The sequence below is a fragment of the Pseudactinotalea sp. Z1732 genome (assembly GCF_049724975.1).
Taxonomy (GTDB): Bacteria; Actinomycetota; Actinomycetes; order Actinomycetales; family Beutenbergiaceae; genus CALKWS01.
This window is the reverse complement of the sequence record NZ_JBMPQC010000003.1, coordinates 134,649-152,047: the sequence shown is the minus strand read 5'-3', so window position 1 is coordinate 152,047 and position 17,399 is coordinate 134,649. Positions and strand designations below refer to the sequence as shown.

Here is a 17,399-nt window from a genome sequence, read left to right as displayed (position 1 = left end):
AACGATCACAACGATGCCTCCGCCCGGACCGGGCCTGTCGCGTAGGTCCGCAGGCGCCATCGAGCACGCTGCGCCGCAGCGCCGCGCAGGAGGATCGAACGCGCGAGGGCACCAGCGAGCACCCCCGCTCGGGCGACCTGCCAGTTCCACCCCCCGAAGTGCTTGCGCAGGTAGCGCTCCTGGGAGGCGTGGAAGTGGATGTCGCGACGATGCGGGTCGCTGCTCGTGCCGCCCCCCAGGTGCAGTGCCGTGGCCGCGGGTACCAGCGCGTGCCGCCAGCCCAGCCGATGAGCTCGGAAGGCCCAGTCGGTCTCCTCGGCGTACAGGAAGAAGTGCTCGTCGAAGCGCCCGACCTGGGCGATCGCGGCGGCCTTCAACATCAGCACCGAGCCGATGACGAACGACCTGCTGGGCCTGACCCGACGCAGCCGCGCGAGCCCGATTGTCTGGATCCACACCCCGGCCGGGGAGGGGAAAGGCCAGGTCACTGTGGCCGCTACGCCGTCATCATCGACCTGGCTCGGCCCGGTACTGGCTAGTTCCGGGTCGGCGTGCAGCGCCTGCTGCAGGAGGGTGACGTCATCGGGGGAGATGATGGCGTCGGGGTTGAGGAGCAGCACGTCCCGCTCCGGGTGGTCCCGCCGGTCCAGGGCGTAGTTCACCCCGGCGGCGAACCCACCGTTGCGGCCGGGATCCAGGTACCGCGCCCCGGAGTCGATGGCGATGCTGCGGATTTCCGGCATCGAGGAGTTGTCCACCACGGTCAGCGGAAAGTGTCCCACCAGCGGGGCCAGCGCGGAGCGCACCATGTCCGGAGCGCCGTAGGCCACCAGCACCACCTCCGGGCGGAGCGCTTCACCGCTCCGTTCCCTCGCGGATGCAGCGGATGCTGAGGTTGGGCGCTGCGGGCCCGTGATGCAGTGCTCGTACAACTCGCGATACCTGCGCGCCACCTCCGGCCAGGCACACTCGCGGGCGCGCGCGGAGCCCGCGGCTCGCAGCTGTTCGGCCAGGCCCGGTGCGTCCGCCACCGTGACCAGGGCATCTGCCAACGCGCGCGAATCACCAGGAGGGACGAGCAACCCGGCGTCTCCTACGACGTCGGGCAAGGCTCCGGTGTCGCTCGCCACAACAGGGATGCCGCACGCCATCGCCTCGACGGCCACCCGTCCGAACTGCTCGACCCAGCCCGGGGTAGGCAGGGACGGGACCGCGAGCATGTCCAGGGAACGGTAGAAGGAGGGCAGTTCCTCCCCGCTCAGTGCGCCGAGAAACCTCACCCGGTCTCCGAGGCCCGCAGTTCGGGTGCGCAACTGGTGCTCCAGCGGCCCGGCCCCGGCGATGCGCAGGTGGAGGCGCTCGTCGTCCAGGGCGGCGCGCAGCAGCACATCGACACCCTTGTGTTCGGCCAGCCGGCCGGCGTAACCCACCACGACTTCACCGCCCGCTGTGGCCTCACCATCGGGGGGGCGAGCCTCCTGTTCCTCGGGCGGGGGAGCCTCCCGGTCCTCGGGTGATGGACCCGGAGCAAAGATCTCCGGGTCCACTCCGAGCGGAATGACTTCGATCCGCCCCACCATGCCTTTTGACCGAAGGATCCTTCCCGCCTCTCGATTACAGACCGAGAGAGCCGAGGCGTGGCGTAGAGCGCGTCCTTCGAACGTCCGAAAGGGCCAGGGGTAGCGTTTCTCGATGTTCTGCGCCGAGTACAACATGTACGGCGATGGCGGGTTCATCCGGGAACGAGGCAGGATTCGCTGCAACGTACGCATGAACAAGATCTGCGCGGTGGCCAGTGCATAAGGTTCTTCGTGAATATCCAGCAGATCCCAGCCCTCGCCGAGAGTGCGCCACAACCGGCGGAACTCATACACGAACAAGGCCGGGTGAGAACCGAACGTGGCCAACCCCCGGACCTTCTCGCCAGGCTTGGGCTGCAGCCGTACCTGAGTCCCTCCCTCGTTCCACTCTCGGGCAGAAACCAGCCGCACATCGACCCCTTGGGAGAGCAGCACCCGTTCCCGTTCTCGCCATGCATCCACGACCGCACTGTGCGAGATGCGAAGCACCTTCATAATGCTGATTCTCCCGCACGTTGGCGGGGTTTGTCTCGCATGTGGCGGGCTTATCGAGCCCCTTCTCAGAATCTCCCCAGGACCAGAACACGACAGCCTTGAATAGGAGTATCTTCGACTCCAGGGGATCTCTCACGCGGCGAAGGGTGCACGATGCGCATACTGGTCGACGGCGACCGCGGGTACCTTGGTTCCGTCCTGGTGCCATTGCTCCAGCGCGCCGGACACGAGGTTGTCGGGCTCGATATCGGCTGGTACGACGGTTGCGATTTCGGGGCACAACCGCAGGGGTATGAACAGCGCACCGGCGATATCCGCGACGCTCAGCCGGCGGAGTTGCGCGGCTTCGACGCGGTGGTTCACCTCGCGGCGATCTCCAATGATCCGATCGGTCACCTCAACCCGGCCGCCACCTTTGACGTCAATACCGAGGGTGCGATCCATATGGCTCGCACCGCCAAGGAGGCCGGGGTCGCGCGCTTCCTGTTCTCATCGTCATGTTCGCTCTATGGGGCAGGCGGTGCCGGGCCGATCGATGAGACTGGTGAGTTCCGTCCGGTCACCCCGTACGGCGAGAGCAAGGTTCGGGCGGAGGAGGGCATCGCCCCACTGGCCGATGATGACTTCTCACCGACCTACCTACGCAACGCCACGGCTTATGGGTCCTCGCCCAGGCTTCGCGCGGATATCGTCGTGAACAATCTCACGGGTACGGCCTTCACCCGCGGTGAGGTGCGCCTGGAGTCCGATGGGACTCCGTGGCGACCCCTGGTCCACGCTGAGGACATCGCCCGGGCTTTCCTGGCAGTGCTGCAGGCTCCCCGTGACCTCGTGCACGACCAAGCCTTCAACGTGGGCCGCGATGAGGACGTCGTGCAGATCCGTACCATCGCCGAGCAGGTGAGCCGGATAACCGGGGCCCCTGTGACCTTCGCTGCTGACGCTGGCCCGGACACGAGGAACTACCGGGTCGATTTCACGAAGATCCGCAGTCTCCTGCCCGAGTTCAAGCCACAGTGGACCGTTCCCGCCGGGATCCGCGAGATCTGGCGCGACGCCAAGACACGGGGCCTGACCTCCGAAGACTTCCAAGGTCCCAGGTTCGTGCGTCTGCGCCGTATCCAGGAACTGGCAGAAGCCGGTCAACTCGACCTGACGACATTGCGGATGAATGAAGTTGCCCGCTGATGCCGGCCCCACGTTGCCGGCTGTGCAGAGCGGAACTCGATCACACGTTCGTGGATCTCGGGATGTCGCCCCTCTGCGAGAATTTCCTCCGATCGGATCAACTCGACCAGCCCGAGACGTTTTACCCACTCCACGTGCGGATCTGTGGCGAGTGCCTACTGGTGCAGTTGCCCACCTACGTTCCTGCCGAGGAGATCTTTACCGACTACGCCTATTTCTCGTCGTACTCCGACTCATGGGTGGCGCATGCCCGCCGGTTCGTTGACGACAGCGCAATCACACTCGGTCTCGGTCCGGAGTCGTTCGTGGTCGAGGTGGCGAGCAATGACGGGTACCTGCTCCAACATGTCACCGCACGCGGGATCCGCTGCCTCGGCATCGAGCCGGCCGAGAACGTGGCGCAAGCGGCTATTGACCGATCGATCCCCACTCTGGTGGCCTTCCTCGGCGAAGAGACAGGCAGCCAGGTTGCCCGCGAGCACGGCCGTGCTGACCTGGTCGTTGCCAACAACGTCTTCGCGCACGTGCCGGACATCGTCGACTTCGCCAGAGGGTTGCGTGCGATGCTGTCCGACGAAGGCCGGGTGAGCATCGAAGTTCCGCACCTGGCGCGCCTCATCGAGGACAACCTGTACGACACGATCTACCATGAGCACTTCTCATACCTCTCGCTGCTGACGACCCAGCGGGTCCTCGCCGCTGCCGGGCTGACGGTGGTCGACGTCGAGGAACTGCCGAGCCACGGTGGCTCGTTGCGGACATGGTCGGCGCCGACCGAGCACGCCCCTACGCCTACCGCTGCAGTGACCCGCGTGCTGGAGGTCGAGGAAGCCGCTGGCCTGCACACCGTCGCGGGGCATGGTGGCTTCGCCGCTGCGGTGGCCGCCGTCCGCAACGATTTCCTCGAGTTCCTCATCGCCCGCGAACGGGAAGGTAGCACCGTCGTCGCCTACGGTGCACCCGGGAAGGGCAACACTCTGCTCAACCATTGCGGGGTGCGCTCCGACCTCATTTCCTTTGCCGTGGACCGCAATCCGTATAAGCACGGCCGGTTCCTGCCCGGAACCCACATTCCGGTCCATCCGGTTGAGGCCCTGGAATCTGCCCGCCCCGACTACGTGGTGATCATGCCGTGGAACTTGCGAGCAGAGATCAGCGCGCAACTCGAATATGTCGCTGCTTGGGGTGGCAAACTCGTCGTCGCCCTGCCACACCTCGACGTTATCGAACCCGGGAGCCCACCGGGCTGACGAGGAGATCGATCAAGGTAAGGAGGCATGGTGAAAGTCGTGTTGTTCTGTGGCGGACTCGGCATGCGGATTCGTTCCAGTTCCGAGTCACAGCCCAAGCCGATGTTGCCGATCGGGTCTCGCCCGGTGCTGTGGCACATCATGAAGTACTACGCCCACTTCGGTCACAAGGACTTCATCCTCGCCCTGGGGTATGGCGCAAACGCGGTGAAGGAATACTTCCTCAACTACGAGGAGACCCGGTCCAACGACTTCGTTCTGACCCATGGCGGACGGCAGGTCAACCTGCTCTCCAGCGATATCAGCGACTGGCGGATCACATTCGTCGATACCGGCATGGACACCGCCATCGGTGAACGGCTGCGTCGCGTCCGCCCTCATCTGGACGATGACGAGGTCTTCCTGGCGAACTACGGGGATGTGTTGACCGACTCGCCCTTGGACGAGATGATCACCGACTTCCTCACCACTGATGCAGTCGGCACCCTGCTGGCGGTGCCCCCGCCGGATTCGTTCCACGTCGTGCAGATGACCGAGGAAGGGAAGATGACGGGTCTTGAGGCCGTCGGCGGCCTTCAGATGCGAATCAACGGTGGTTACTTCGTGCTCCGTCAGGGCATCTTCGATTACCTCAACGAGGGCGAGGACCTCGTCATGGATGCCTGTGTGCGGGCAGCGCGGGACGGCAGGTTCCGTGCCCGGCCGTATGACGGATTCTGGGCACCGATGGATACGCTCAAGGAGCGGGCCTACCTCGAGGACATGAACCGCAGGGCAGACCGGCCGTGGGCGGTATGGGAGTCTGCGCCGGCAACGAAGCGGGCTAACGGTCTCCCGGTGGTGACCGTGCCGGGCGTGACACCGGTATGACGCGGCCGCAACCACCTCCGCGGGTGGGCGTCGCCGGCTTGTTCGGCACGGGGAACTTCGGTAATGAAGCGACTCTCACCGCAGCACTGGAACGGCTGGGCGATGAGCACGAGGTCGTCGTCATCGCCGAAGGCGCGGCCCGGGTGCACTCCGATCGAGGGGTGCCGGCGGTCGCGCTGAGCACGGTAGTAGCCCCCCGACCGGGCTCGAAGTGGGTTCGGTTGGCTGTTCTCGCGAGGAACCGGATCGGAGTGCTGCTGCGAGCGATGAAAGTATTGGGCGGCCTGGACGCAGTCGTGGTCGCCGGCACTGGAACGTGGGAACGGTATGGCGCAGGACCGTTCGCCCTGACCTATGAACTGTGGGCGCTTGCTCTCGCGGCAAAGGTCCGTCGGCGTCCGTTCCTGCTCTGGAATATCGGAGTGGAAGTTCAGGATCGAGTGATGGCTCGCTGGTTCATTCGCCGGAGTGCGGCATGGGCGGATTACCGCTCGTTCCGGGACGTGGAGTCGCTGCGGGCGATGAGGCAGATGCGGGCAGCGCTCGACTCCGACCCCGTCGTCGCCGATCTCGCCTTCGGGTTCGCGGCCGACGGGGCTCCCAGCGGCTCGGGCGGCGGTGGTCGGGAGGCGACCGTCATCGTGGGTGTGATGACCTACTACGGCCTCGCCGATGACCCGAAGACGAACGAGGACGTGCAAGGGTCCTACCGTCGAGGCACGACTGAACTGGTGCGCGAACTGCGCAGGCGCGATTACGGCGTCGTGCTCGTGGGCGGCGACGAGGACGACCTGCGCACTGCGGTTGACGTGCGGGATTCTCTCGCAGACGATGCCGTGCGGGTCGACACTGTCGGCACGGTCGCCGGGCTGACCGAGTTGATGACGTCGGCGAGCGCGGTGGTGGCGCTGCGATACCACTCACTCGTCATGGGTGCGCTGGCAGGAGCTCCGCTGGTTGGCATCGCCTACGGTCAAAAGCAGCAGAGTCTCATGACGATGCTGGGTAACCCCGAGCGGGTGCGACACGTCGAGTCCTTCCAGGTCAACGAGGTGGCTGACCTGGTCGAGGACGCCATAGCTGATGCGGCCGGCCGTGAGCGCGCGGCCGCTGCGGTGGCCGATGCGGCGGCGCGGCTGGAGGAGGAGTGGATCCACGTCCGGACTGCACTTCGCCGAGGTCGTGGTTGACACCTCAGCCGGCATCCGCCGGCCCATCCTCCGATAGGTTCTGATCAGCGAGGGCGGTCAGGTTGCACATCGGTCGGCACTGGGTCGACGATGACCCAACGGCCGCCGGAGGCTTCGATCTCGGGTAGTGCCGCTCGCACCTCGGGCAGGAGGTCGGAGATGAAGAGCAGCACACGGTCGGGCCGGGCTCCGGCAAGGTCATGCGGCGCGATGATGGGGATACGGCTGACCGGCATTGTGCGGCCGTGTTTAGCGGGTGAGGCATCGGCGATCATCGCCAGGTCCTCCACCGTCACACCTGCGGAGGTGAGCAACGCCGCCGTGCGAGAGGCTGCGCCGTAGCCTGCGAGGGTCAGACCGTCAACCTCCGCGCTATCCAGGTAAGCGCGGAGCGTATTCGCCGAGTGGGTGAACGCCGTGTGGAGCGCCGATCGCAATCGTCCCGGCTGGAGGACACCGAGTTCCGCCTCTTTCCTCACGAGCTCAGTGACTGACGTCGCCTGGGCGTTACCCAGAGGTCCGTCTGCTTTGGCGAATGCCAGCATCGTGGTTCCGTGGTGGTATAGTGGGTACGACCACGCACCAATGGCCGTAAGTCCGATCTCGTGACCCATGCGGACGAGTGAGGGCGTGGTGTAGTAGGCAAAGTGCCCGCTCTTCAGCGTGTTCCACATGCCCTCGCGCACCATGGCAGAGGCGTTGTGGATCATGAACAGGAGCACCCCTCCGTCGGTGAGGCGGTCCCGACGTTCGAGGAACGCCCGTTTCTGGTCCGGAGCGTGCATCATTCCGTGCACGTCGACGATGAGGTCAGCGTCGCCGGTCTCCACGTCGGTAAGCCCGAATGGTTCCAACTGTCTATGCCATGACCCGCCGTGGGGGCTGGGGTAGTGGATCACGCGGGTTCCGGGGCGGATCAGACCGGCAGTGACGGCATCGGCGACGCACATCTCGGCCTGTCGTACCAGCGCCGCAGGTTCGACTCCCACGATCTCCTCCGGTGTGGTCGGGTCATGCTCCAGCTGCAGCAGGCCGCTGGTGCTGCCGAGGACCATGCGGAGCGGGTACCGGGGGTCGGGGAGGGGGTCGGTAGGCCACGGGAAGAGATCCGACGGCGGCTGCTCCCCGATATCGAGGACGACGACCCCCTCGGGCGAGCCCGACCACCGATCTCGCCAACCCTCGACCGGTTCGACGTCGCCGGTGGTCATGGCGCATCCTCGCGTGCCCGCGTGCGCCGGATTCGTCGACTATGCAGATCGGCGTTCATCGGATCCTGGCGTCTGGCGGGCGGCGGACTGGGCTTCCTGCTGTGCTCGCAACCTGCCGGCGCTCGGCTTGATGCCGATGGCGTTGGCCACATCACGGGCCATCGCCCGCCATCGTGGAAACACCCATGACGGCCCGACGGTGGCACAGGTTCGGACCTTCTCGGCGAACGGAAGGTCGATGTGCAGCACGCCTCGGTAGATCTCGATGTTCGTGCGCGTTTCGGCGAACGAACGATGCCCGCGCTGCCCGGGTGCGAACCACCAGGAAGCCTCGGACCCCTGTACCGAAACCTGGGTGTCATGACGGCGCTGCAGGAATGCTTGCTCGTCCGCCGTGGCCATCCCGCCCAAGCACAGCAGTTCGGTCAGGAGCACGATGTCGGGACCGAGCAGCGATCGGAACCCGCGGGTCTTGCGCAGTTCGGACATCCTGATGACGCCGTACATCGGCTGGGAGGCCTGGGCACGCAACATGTTGCGCACACGTTCGTGTGCGCTCAGCGCATCCATCCCCAGGTCGGCGTCGTTGAGGTCCTCATAAACAGTCCCCGCACCGTCGATGAGCCGTGTGCGGGGGTAGGAGAACACAGTGCCCGGTCCCGCGTTGTCGAGAGCGCGAAGGGCTGCGCTGGAGAACGCCGGGAGTTTGATGTCATCGGCGGCCATCCAACTGAACAACTCGGTGTCGCACAGCCGTGCCACGTTCTGGAAGTTCCACGTGCCCCCGCGATTCTGTTCGTACCTGTAGTACCGGATCCGGTCGTCCTCTGCGGCCGCCGCACGGCAGATGGCCTGGGTTCCGTCGGAGGAGCCGTTGTCGGAGATGATGATTCGGATGTCGGATATGTCCTGCTCCTGAATGGAACGCAACGCAGGTGCGAGATAGGGCTCGCCGTTGTAGACGGGGATCCCGAAGCTGAGTCGAGTCATTCATTCTCCTAAAGACATCAGAATCTTCGGCCCCGTGAACGCTTCGGCATAGCGACACTGGGCCTGGACGCCCCGGAGCCGCATCAGCGCGAAGAAGAGTTCGTCGTCCCACCAGTGACAGTCGTGTTGTGAGGGGTAGCACTCGTTGAGGAGAGCAACTTTACGCGCGGCGATATCGGGACGAAGTGGCAGGTAGAGGTTGGGCTGGCCGGTGTCTCCATCCCATTTAGGGATCTCGTAGTGAAGAATGAGCGGCCCGCGCCAGACGGTGGGAGCCATCCGTCCCAGCAGTCGATGGTCTTGGTGTGCGTCGTCAGCGCGTGGCACCAGTACGAGATCCGGCGTGGGGTTGTCGGCGCGGAATGTGGTCAGCGCCTCCTTCACCTCTCCCCAGTGCTGTGGCAGGTGTGCGTCGGGTAGGCCTGCGAAACGGGGAGGATGAGCAGCTCCGAAGGCGGTGGCCGCGTGCGTTGCCTCCTCACGGCGTTCAGCGGTCCCGGTGAGTACGAGCGTGCGAATGTCGGCTGTGTTGCGCTCGGCAAGCGTCAGGAGTGCGCCTCCGCACCCGATTTCGATGTCGTCCGGGTGTGCTCCCACAGCGAACACGACCAGGGGGCCGTCAGGCATCAACAGCATTGTCATGAGCGTCTCGTTCTGTGGCCAGTGGACGGTCCACCTGGGGCCAGCCTACAGATCAGTTCGTCTCCGAGTGTGGTATTCCGACCGCCGGCTGGGAGCCGTACCGCCATGGTTCTGGTGTGAGGTCAGATCCCGGCCAGCACCTTGTCGAGGCGCTCGCGTGAGTGGGCCCAGGTCATGGTCCTGGCGCGATCGCCCCCGGCGTCCTGGGTGCTCGCGAGCAGCCCCGGGTCGTCAGCCAGTGCGCCTAGAGCAGCAGCGAGGGAGGTGACGTCGCCCGGCGGGACGAGCATGCCGGCGGCGCCCACCGCTTCCGGGAGCCCGCCGACGTCACTGGCGATCAATGCCGCACCGGAAGCCATGCCTTCGAGGGCGGTGAGGCCGAACGGCTCGGGCCACACCGAGGGGACGACGAGCACGTCCACGTCACTGAGCGCTGCCGGCAGAGTCTGCCGGGGCAGGAACGAGGCGAAGGACACCGCAGCCGTCGACGCTGCCGCCAACATCCGCAACTTCCGTTCATACCTACTCAGCGGAGCGTCGGCCGCGAAGCCGGGTCTGCCGATAACCGTGACCTCGATGTCGGGCCGGGCCAGGGAGTTGACGGCCTCCAGCAGGACGTGCACACCCTTACCGGGGATCACGCGCCCCAGGAAGCCCACGCGCAGTCGGTCTGCGCGAGGGTGCCTGACCTCGCTGAAGAACGCGGTGTCCACCCCGTTGTGGACTACCCGGACTCGTGGCCGAAGGTGTTGCGGAAGAAGATCGGTGGTCTGCTGAGCAAGGTGTTCGCTGACGCAAATGATGGCAGCGGCTGCGTCAAGCGTTCGGCCACTCTCCCGACGGGAGTAGGTGCGCAGGAGCTGGTTATGGGCATACAGCACGGCCTGATGCCTGGCGTCGACCAGCGGGATCGCCTGCGGGGCGTTGTGCGCCAGGAGCGTCGCCTGTTCCCACCTTCGCTGCGAACGCAGCGAGGCAGCGTAGGTGCGTCGACTCGGTCGTCTCACCCCGAGGCGTCCGGCGATCACGTCGAGGTGCCCGTCGAAGCGACGGGCAGGAGCCTGGTCGTACTCGATGATCTCTGCGCTCTGGTAGCGGTCCGGGTAGGTGCCCCGCGCCAGGAGCACCGCGGGCCGGACTCCGGTCGGGCAGGCGGCGCCCGCCAGGCCGTGCACCACGGTAGGGATGGCGCTGCCCGTTCGTGGGGAGAAGTGGTCGCCCGGGGTGATCAGGTGGATGTGCCGCATCTGTACTCACTCACAGGTCGTGCCCACGTGTTCAGGCATGGCCGTCGGTATAGGCCGAGGCCTGCAGCGTGAAGAGTTCGGCGTACAGGCCCTGGTTGCGCATCAACTCGTTGTGTGAGCCGTGCTCGACCACGCGCCCCTGATCGAGCACATAGATCCGGTCGGCATTGCGCACGGTGGAGAAGCGGTGGGAGATGACCAGGGCGGTTCGACCTTGCAGGGTGTGGCGCAGGTTGGAGAACAACTCTGCCTCGGCGCGTGGGTCGAGGGCGGCGGAGGGTTCGTCCAGGATGATCAGCGGCGCTGCCCGATAGAACGCCCGAGCGATCGCCACGCGTTGCCATTGTCCGCCGGACAATTCGTGCCCATCGTCGAACATCCGGGACAGGTTCGTCCCGAACCCGTGCGGTAGCGCCTCCAGGAAGTCGTGGGCACCGGCGGTCCGGGCCGCGTGGCGGACACCGTCCTCATCCGGTGGTTGATCGGGCCTCGAGATGGCGATGTTCTCAGTGCCGTCGAAGGCGTACCGGACGAAGTCCTGGAAGATCACCGCCATTCGCGAGCGCAACTGGTTCTGGTCGAACGAGTCGGTGTCGACGCCGTCCCAGAGAATGGCCCCGCTGTCGGGGCGGTAGAGGTTCGCGATGAGTTTGGCCAACGTCGTCTTCCCGGAACCGTTCTCACCGACCAGGGCGACCAACTCACCTCGGGCGAGGTCTACCGTGACGCCGTTGAGGGCGGCCTCCTCGCGGCCGGGGTAGGTGAAGTGCACGTCTCGGGCCGTCAGGGTGGTGAAGTCCGGGGGAGCGCTGCTGGTCGAGCCGGGCAGTTCGGGCGCCGGTGCGATCCGCATGAACTCCTCGAGGTCGTCGATGAATAGCCCGGACTCGAATATGGTCTGGGTGCCGCCGAAGAACGCCTGGACCTGGCCGGCGAGCATCCGGATCGCCACGATCGCCGCACCGGCACCGGCGACGGTGACCTCGCCCCGAGAGATCAACCAGACGACCAGGAAGAGGGTCAGTCCCAGCATCACCGCCGAGCCGATATTGCCCGCGGCGTTGTACAGTGCGCGGATTCGGATGTGGCGGCTCAGGTCGGTCAGGTACGCCCGGTACAGCCCGTCGAACCGTTCGCGCAACATCCTGCCGATCCCGAACGCACGGATCTCCTTGGCGTCGTCACGCTGGGTGAGCAGGAAGGAGATGTAGGTGCGGCGCCTGTTCCGGGGCGTTTGGGCGACATTGAAGTTGAACTCCAGGCGGGATTCACGCCGACTAGTGATCAGTAGCGGGATCCCGCCGAGGACGAGCAGCGGGATGAGGGCCGGGTGGATGAGGAACAGCGCGCCACCGACGCCGATACTCGCCGCCAGTGCGCCCAGACAGGCCAGCACGCCGTTGGTGACCTGGAACGGGCGTGTGAGGGCGAGCGACCGGACCCGCTCCAAGCGGTCGTAGAAGTCTGTGGACTCGAATTGCTTGAGGGGTACCGTGGTGGAGACTTCCAGCACACGGTGCCACATGCTGAGTGCGACCCTTTCCCCGACCAGGCGGCGCAGTGATCCCTGCAGCGAACCCAGTAGCGCACCAAGGGCGGTGAGCAGCGCGAGCAGTCCCACCGGCAGCAGCAGCGCAGCCAGGCGGCCACCCTGGTCGATGTCCAGGATCGCGTTGAGGGTCATCTCGATCGTGAGGACCTGGCCGGCCAGGACCCCGCCGGCCATGAGCTGCAGTGCCACCATCCAGCAGAATGGTGCGCGTGCGGCAGCCCACACCAGCCGAATGCTGTACCGGATGAGGGAAAAGAATCGGCCGAGGGATTTCGGGGGAGTCGGGGCCGCACCACCATTGGACGTCACCTCCAAATCGTATCCGGATATCGTTCCCAACTGTGGTGAATGGCCGCATTCCGGGCGGGGATTACAGGTACCGTGTGGTCCGTGACAAATCCGCGGCGCCCATTAGCGCAGCTTCTCATCGAGAGTGTCTTCGACTCGAGTTCTGCCGTCCTGCCGCCACGCGTCCTTGAGCATTCCGTCGAGGAGGTGCTCGAGGCCGGCGGCCTGCACAGGATCACCCCTGCCGTGATACGGCGGCTACGTGCCGCGGAGGGTGTGCCGGCGCACTGGGTCGAGCAATTGTCAGCGTTCCGAGAGCGTCAGATCCTGCGGCACCTGCTCAACCTGACCGACCTCCGCGCGGCCACCGGCGCACTGCGCACCGCGGACATCCCGTGGGTGGTGGCCAAGGGGCCCGTGGCCTCTGAGGTGCTGTGGCCGAGCCCGGATATGCGCGAGTACTACGACCTGGACGTTTTCGTCCACGGGAGCCGGTTCCCCGCAGCCCTGGCCACGCTGGAAGATGCCGGGTTCACACTGGCGGACCATAACTGGGCGTTGATCCGCAAGACCATGCGCGCCGAGGTGGCGCTCATCGGACCCGCGGGCACACACCTGGACCTGCACTGGGACATCGCAGTACCCAAGCAGTTGCGTCGTGCCTATAGGACGGACCCCGCCGGCATGCTCGAGCGACGGGTGGAGGTGCAGTTCAGCTCCGGTGATGTCGTGCCCACCTTCGATGCGGTGGACACAGTCCATCACCTGGCGTTCCACGCTGCGCAGGCCGGAGCGAACCGCCTGATGTGGCTCGGCGATCTGCACTTCGCCACACACCGGCTCGGATTCGACCCGGTGGAATTGCGCCGCCGATGTCTGGCGGCCCGTACCGCCGTACCGGTGGTGCTGGTGCTGGAACGCGTTTCGAGGGTGTCCGGTGCGCCGATGCCACCAGGCCTCAGCGCGCGGCGCGGGCGTGTGTGGTCGCACCTGGCCGCCCGGCGCGACCATCGATATGAGTTCCCCGGTCTCCCACACGATCGCAGTATCGGTGGCGGGTTGTATGCCAGCGCCCGGGGAAGTCTGGCCGGATCGGGCGTGGAGTTGGCACGTCAGATGGTGATGGCGCGGGTGCACGAGGCTCGCGTCCGACGACACGGTAGCCAACCGCGAGCCCTCTCCGCTGATATCGGAGGTGAGCGCGGACGGCGCGACTACCTCGCCGCCGTGACGGAGGTCGCAGGCGGATCGCGCGCCACCCGACGAGGGTGAGGCTCGGCCTCACCCTTCGACGGAACCTGGAGCGCGTGAATTCACCCGGTTGCCGTCGGCGCAGGACGTCGCAGCCCCGTATTCTTCGAGGTGCTTAACCTCATCAAGGATGGAGATCCTCCAATGTATGAAGCACCACGAATCACTGAGGTCGGCTCGGTCCACGACGTCACCCTCCAAAAGGGCGTCTACTACGGCGATGGCAATAGCCACATGGGATGGCCTGAGACGCCCACTTCCTGAGCCTCAATTCTCGAGACTCAATTTTCCGACGGCTGTGGCCCGGTTCGTTTCGAACCGGGCCACGGTGGGAGTGTGAGACGTGGACTATTACCGTCCTGACGTGACGGAAACGAGTCGCGGTTTCGTCACCGGGAACCAGCGACGCAGGCGATTTCCCAGGTCGAGTGTCGGGCACCCGTTCGAGGCACTGAAGACTGTCATCGAACGTGCGGCCGATGGTCGATCCGTCTACGTCACTTTTTCCGGGGGCAGGGACTCCTCCGGGATTCTCGCGGCAGCCACCAGCCTCGCCCGCGAGGGTCGAATACCGGCCGCTGTCCCGTTCACTTACGTCTATCCCGGGTTGACCGAGACTCACGAAGGTAAGTGGCAGGACTTGGTTGTCCGCCACCTCGGCGTCGCGGAATGGATGCGCATCGAAGTTCGTGAGGGCGACAACGAGTTCCTCGGCCCCAGGGGGACTCACAGTCTTCAGCGGCGGGGCCTGGTCTTTCCCGCCACCGCTCATCTCTGGGCGGACATGTTCGACCGCACCAGGGGTTCATTGGTCTTGACCGGTGAGGGTGGCGACGAGGTCTTCTCCCCGAAGCGTGCCGGTGCCCTGGTCCGGGCCGGGCGGGGACGTTTCGGTGCCGGGACGCCCCGCCGGGAGGCGCTGTGGTCCCTGGCCCCCGAGCGGCTCCGCTTTCGGAGGGCTAGCAACCGTCCTCTGATGGACATGCCATGGCTGACGGACGCGGCTGCGCGTGAGTTCTGGAACGATTTTCTGCGTGAGGAGGTGCACGAGCCGCTGTCCTTACGGAGCAGTCTCGAGGTCCAGTGCAGTGCGCGGACACGTGCGGCGCTGGCGCAGACCTACGCAGCCATGGCCACCGAGTACGGCTCGACCGTTGAGGATCCGTTCTGGCACGGCGAGTTCCTGGATAGTTACATCAGGCACGCCCCGCGTTACGGCTATGGCGACCGTACCGAGGCGATGACAGCGGTCTTCGGCCAGGTGTTGCCGAAGGAGATCCTGCGCAGATCCAGCAAAGCACACTTCAACTCCGCGTACTTCGGGCGTTCGGCTCAGGAGTTCGCCAGGCAGTGGGACGGTACGGGAGTGGACGCCGACGTCGTGAACGTCGAGGAACTGCGACTGGCCCTGCTCCACGATCCCGTCCCGGCTCCGGTGGGTCTGCTCATGCAACAAGCCTGGCTCGCGCAACAGTCCACCTGCCCGGACAGCCGGACGGCGGGGGAGAGCGGTCACGCGCGCGAGGCGGTATGAGACCGCTGCGCGAGCCGAGATGAGTGCCATCTCACCCCCAGGGCGATCCACTCACCCTGACGTGAGTCACCCGGCCGGGGCGAGATTCACCCGGCTGAAGCATGCACTTTGCTCCGCAGGGCGGGCGTCGGCTCCCTAGCCTGAGAAGGCTCAACCGCAATTGCGCCGCTACTGGAAGGAAGTGTCATGTACGAAGCACCACGAATCACCGAGGCCGGCTCGGTCCACGACGTCACCTTGGCTAGGGGGAAGGAATTTGCTCTGGACTTCGACGGTACGTTCCCCTTCATCCTCCAACGGGACGCGCCCACCTCCTGAGCACCTTCGACCATCAAGGCGCGGTCCGGCCGGCTCGGCCGGACCGCGGCCTGTAAGGGGATCGGCGTGAGCTACTACCGGCCGAATGACAAAGAGATCAGCCGCAATGTGGTGACTGGGCTGCAGAGGCGCAGGCCGTTTCCGCGTTCGGCCGCTCGCCACCCCTTCGAGGCCCTGAAGTCCACGATCGAACGCGCGGCCGATGGAAGGGTCGTCTACGTCACGTTCTCGGGTGGCCGGGACTCCTCCGGGATCCTCGCAGCAGCCGTGAGCCTGGCCCAGGAACGTCGTATCCCCGCCGCGGTCCCGTTCACCTACGTCTACCCGGGTCTCGACGAATCCGATGAGACTGAATGGCAGGAGCTGGTGGTCAAGCACCTCGGTGTTCAGGATTGGATGCGCCTCGAAGTCGTCGACGGCGAGAACGAGTACTTGGGCCCGCGCGGTTCCCAGAGCCTCCTCCGCAGAGGGCTCGTCTTTCCAGCGGCTGCTCACCTGTGGGCTGACATGTTCGAACGCACCGCAGGTGGGCTGGTGCTCACCGGCGAGGGTGGCGACGATGTGTTCCTGCCTAAACGCGCGAGTGCGCTGGTTGCTGGCGTCCGGGGCCGATTCCGTCCCGGGAGTCCCCGACGGGAGGCACTGTGGTCCTTGGCGCCCGAACGAGTGCGACGTCGCAGAGCCAGAGGCGCCTCGATGCTCGACATGCCCTGGCTCACCGATTCGGCACGCCGGGAGTTCCTGTCGGACGCGCTGCGGGACCAGGTGCACGAGCCCCTATCTCTTCGGGGGGGCTTGGAAGTCTTGTGCAGCGCGCGGTTCCGGGGAGCCTATGGGCAGACCATGACCACCATTGCTGCTGAGTATGGTTCTGTCGTCGCGGATCCGTTCTGGCACCCGCAGTTCCTGGCCAGTTACAGTCGGCACGCGCCCTACTTCGGTTATGCCGACCGAACTGAGGCGATGACCGCCGTCTTCGGCCGCGTGCTGCCCGGTGAGGTCTTGAGCAGAGCGAGCAAGGCGCGGTTCAATACTGCATACTTCGGCCGTTCGACTCGAGAGTTTGCCCGGGACTGGAATGGAACTGGCGTCGACTCGGAATTGGTCGATGTCGAGAAGCTGCGTCAGGCCTGGCTGGCCGATCTGGTTCCGGCCCTCGTGGTTCTGCTGTTGCAGCAGGCGTGGCTCGCGCAACAGACGGGGGTACCATCGGCAGATAGGGGCGAGGAGGGCCGACGTGCACCACAGGTTGCGTGACTATGGCACTGCGATGCGCTTGCTGCTGTTGTGGCTGGCCGTGGAGTTCAGCCTGCGGACCACGTCCGTCGACGTCGTCGCGCGGCGATTCGGCGCGCCTCTCGTCAGGGAGCGGAGGAGTTCGCAAGCACCGGTGTCGCCGACGACCGAACTCAGCGTCCGCGAAGTGCGCCAGTTGCAGATCCAACGCCGGGTTCTCGCTCTGCCGTTCATCAACGGGACCTGTCTGCGGACTTCGGTGATGACCGGGTATATCTTGCGCGAGCGGTGTCCGGAGCTGGTGATCGGCGTCCGGAAGACGGACGGCAAAGTCGAGGCACATGCCTGGATCCGCGTCGACGGAGCGGACCTGGACCTGGAACGCCAGGCCGGATTCGAACCGCTCGCCTTCAAGGCTCTGGAGGCTGGACGTGAGTGACCTGCAGGAACTTTACGGCCTCGTCGTCTCCTCCGAACGACCCTTGTGGCAGGCTAGGCCGGCTGCTCCTGGCGCGAGGGTGGATGTCGAGGTGCGGTGGGGCGCACCTCGGGCTGAA

Annotated in this window: 16 protein-coding genes; 10 read left to right on the top strand and 6 right to left on the bottom strand. The window is 65.7% G+C overall.

Annotation, left to right across the window (positions count from 1 at the left end):
• Window positions 1-5: 5 nt before the first annotated feature.
• The gene (locus ACPL7H_RS07945; protein WP_424796455.1) at window positions 6-2,042 is read right to left on the bottom strand and encodes a glycosyltransferase; all 2,037 of its coding nucleotides are present in this window, start codon (window positions 2,040-2,042) and stop codon (window positions 6-8) included.
• A 186-nt stretch (window positions 2,043-2,228) separates the two neighbouring features.
• Here ACPL7H_RS07945 and ACPL7H_RS07940 point away from each other — a divergent pair, with 186 nt between their 5' ends.
• Genes ACPL7H_RS07940 through ACPL7H_RS07925 form a run of 4 tightly spaced genes read left to right on the top strand, consistent with a single transcriptional unit; the run spans window position 2,229 to window position 6,573 of the window.
• Window positions 2,229-3,263 (top strand): NAD-dependent epimerase/dehydratase family protein, encoded by a 1,035-nt coding sequence (locus ACPL7H_RS07940; RefSeq protein WP_424796454.1) that lies wholly within the window; start codon window positions 2,229-2,231, stop codon window positions 3,261-3,263.
• Window positions 3,263-4,513 (top strand): class I SAM-dependent methyltransferase, encoded by a 1,251-nt coding sequence (locus ACPL7H_RS07935; RefSeq protein ID WP_424796453.1) that lies wholly within the window; start codon window positions 3,263-3,265, stop codon window positions 4,511-4,513. Before ACPL7H_RS07940 ends, ACPL7H_RS07935 begins: the two co-directional genes overlap by 1 nt.
• A gap of 27 nt (window positions 4,514-4,540) precedes the next feature.
• On the top strand, window positions 4,541-5,383 hold the full coding sequence (locus ACPL7H_RS07930; RefSeq protein WP_424796452.1) for a sugar phosphate nucleotidyltransferase: 843 nt from the start codon (window positions 4,541-4,543) through the stop codon (window positions 5,381-5,383).
• Window positions 5,380-6,573 carry a polysaccharide pyruvyl transferase family protein gene (locus ACPL7H_RS07925; protein WP_424796451.1) on the top strand — a complete coding sequence of 398 codons (1,194 nt, stop codon included), beginning with the start codon at window positions 5,380-5,382 and terminating at the stop codon, window positions 6,571-6,573. Before ACPL7H_RS07930 ends, ACPL7H_RS07925 begins: the two co-directional genes overlap by 4 nt.
• Window positions 6,574-6,617: 44 nt before the next feature.
• Here the strand turns inward: ACPL7H_RS07925 and ACPL7H_RS07920 are convergent, their stop codons facing one another.
• The 5 genes from ACPL7H_RS07920 to ACPL7H_RS07900 all read right to left on the bottom strand — a co-directional run bounded on the left by ACPL7H_RS07920 (window position 6,618) and on the right by ACPL7H_RS07900 (window position 12,407).
• On the bottom strand, window positions 6,618-7,784 hold the full coding sequence (locus ACPL7H_RS07920) for a class I SAM-dependent methyltransferase (RefSeq protein ID WP_424796450.1): 1,167 nt from the start codon (window positions 7,782-7,784) through the stop codon (window positions 6,618-6,620).
• Between the two features lie 39 nt (window positions 7,785-7,823).
• Complete coding sequence (locus tag ACPL7H_RS07915; protein WP_424796449.1) at window positions 7,824-8,774, bottom strand: glycosyltransferase family 2 protein; 951 nt, start codon at window positions 8,772-8,774, stop codon at window positions 7,824-7,826.
• On the bottom strand, window positions 8,775-9,416 hold the full coding sequence (locus ACPL7H_RS07910) for a PIG-L deacetylase family protein (protein WP_424796448.1): 642 nt from the start codon (window positions 9,414-9,416) through the stop codon (window positions 8,775-8,777).
• A 122-nt stretch (window positions 9,417-9,538) separates the two neighbouring features.
• A complete protein-coding gene (locus tag ACPL7H_RS07905) occupies window positions 9,539-10,663 on the bottom strand; it encodes a glycosyltransferase family 4 protein (protein WP_424796447.1) in 1,125 nt (374 codons plus the stop codon).
• Between the two features lie 31 nt (window positions 10,664-10,694).
• Window positions 10,695-12,407 (bottom strand): ABC transporter ATP-binding protein, encoded by a 1,713-nt coding sequence (locus tag ACPL7H_RS07900; protein ID WP_424796446.1) that lies wholly within the window; start codon window positions 12,405-12,407, stop codon window positions 10,695-10,697.
• 198 nt (window positions 12,408-12,605) lie between these two features.
• On the opposite strand from ACPL7H_RS07900, the gene ACPL7H_RS07895 reads away from it, so the two are divergent.
• The 6 genes from ACPL7H_RS07895 (at window position 12,606) to ACPL7H_RS07870 (ending at window position 17,281) form a co-directional block, all read left to right on the top strand.
• On the top strand, window positions 12,606-13,775 hold the full coding sequence (locus tag ACPL7H_RS07895; RefSeq protein WP_424796445.1) for a nucleotidyltransferase family protein: 1,170 nt from the start codon (window positions 12,606-12,608) through the stop codon (window positions 13,773-13,775).
• Between the two features lie 123 nt (window positions 13,776-13,898).
• Window positions 13,899-14,018, top strand: coding sequence for a lasso RiPP family leader peptide-containing protein (locus tag ACPL7H_RS07890; RefSeq protein ID WP_424790436.1), 120 nt, complete (start codon window positions 13,899-13,901; stop codon window positions 14,016-14,018).
• Window positions 14,019-14,118: 100 nt separating this feature from the next.
• A complete protein-coding gene (locus ACPL7H_RS07885; RefSeq protein ID WP_424796444.1) occupies window positions 14,119-15,288 on the top strand; it encodes an asparagine synthase-related protein in 1,170 nt (389 codons plus the stop codon).
• 186 nt (window positions 15,289-15,474) lie between these two features.
• Window positions 15,475-15,606 carry a lasso RiPP family leader peptide-containing protein gene (locus ACPL7H_RS07880; protein WP_424796443.1) on the top strand — a complete coding sequence of 44 codons (132 nt, stop codon included), beginning with the start codon at window positions 15,475-15,477 and terminating at the stop codon, window positions 15,604-15,606.
• Between the two features lie 66 nt (window positions 15,607-15,672).
• Window positions 15,673-16,863 carry an asparagine synthase-related protein gene (locus ACPL7H_RS07875; RefSeq protein WP_424796442.1) on the top strand — a complete coding sequence of 397 codons (1,191 nt, stop codon included), beginning with the start codon at window positions 15,673-15,675 and terminating at the stop codon, window positions 16,861-16,863.
• Between the two features lie 13 nt (window positions 16,864-16,876).
• Window positions 16,877-17,281, top strand: a complete 405-nt coding sequence (locus ACPL7H_RS07870; protein WP_424796441.1) for a lasso peptide biosynthesis B2 protein — start codon at window positions 16,877-16,879, stop codon at window positions 17,279-17,281.
• Window positions 17,282-17,399: the final 118 nt, after the last annotated feature.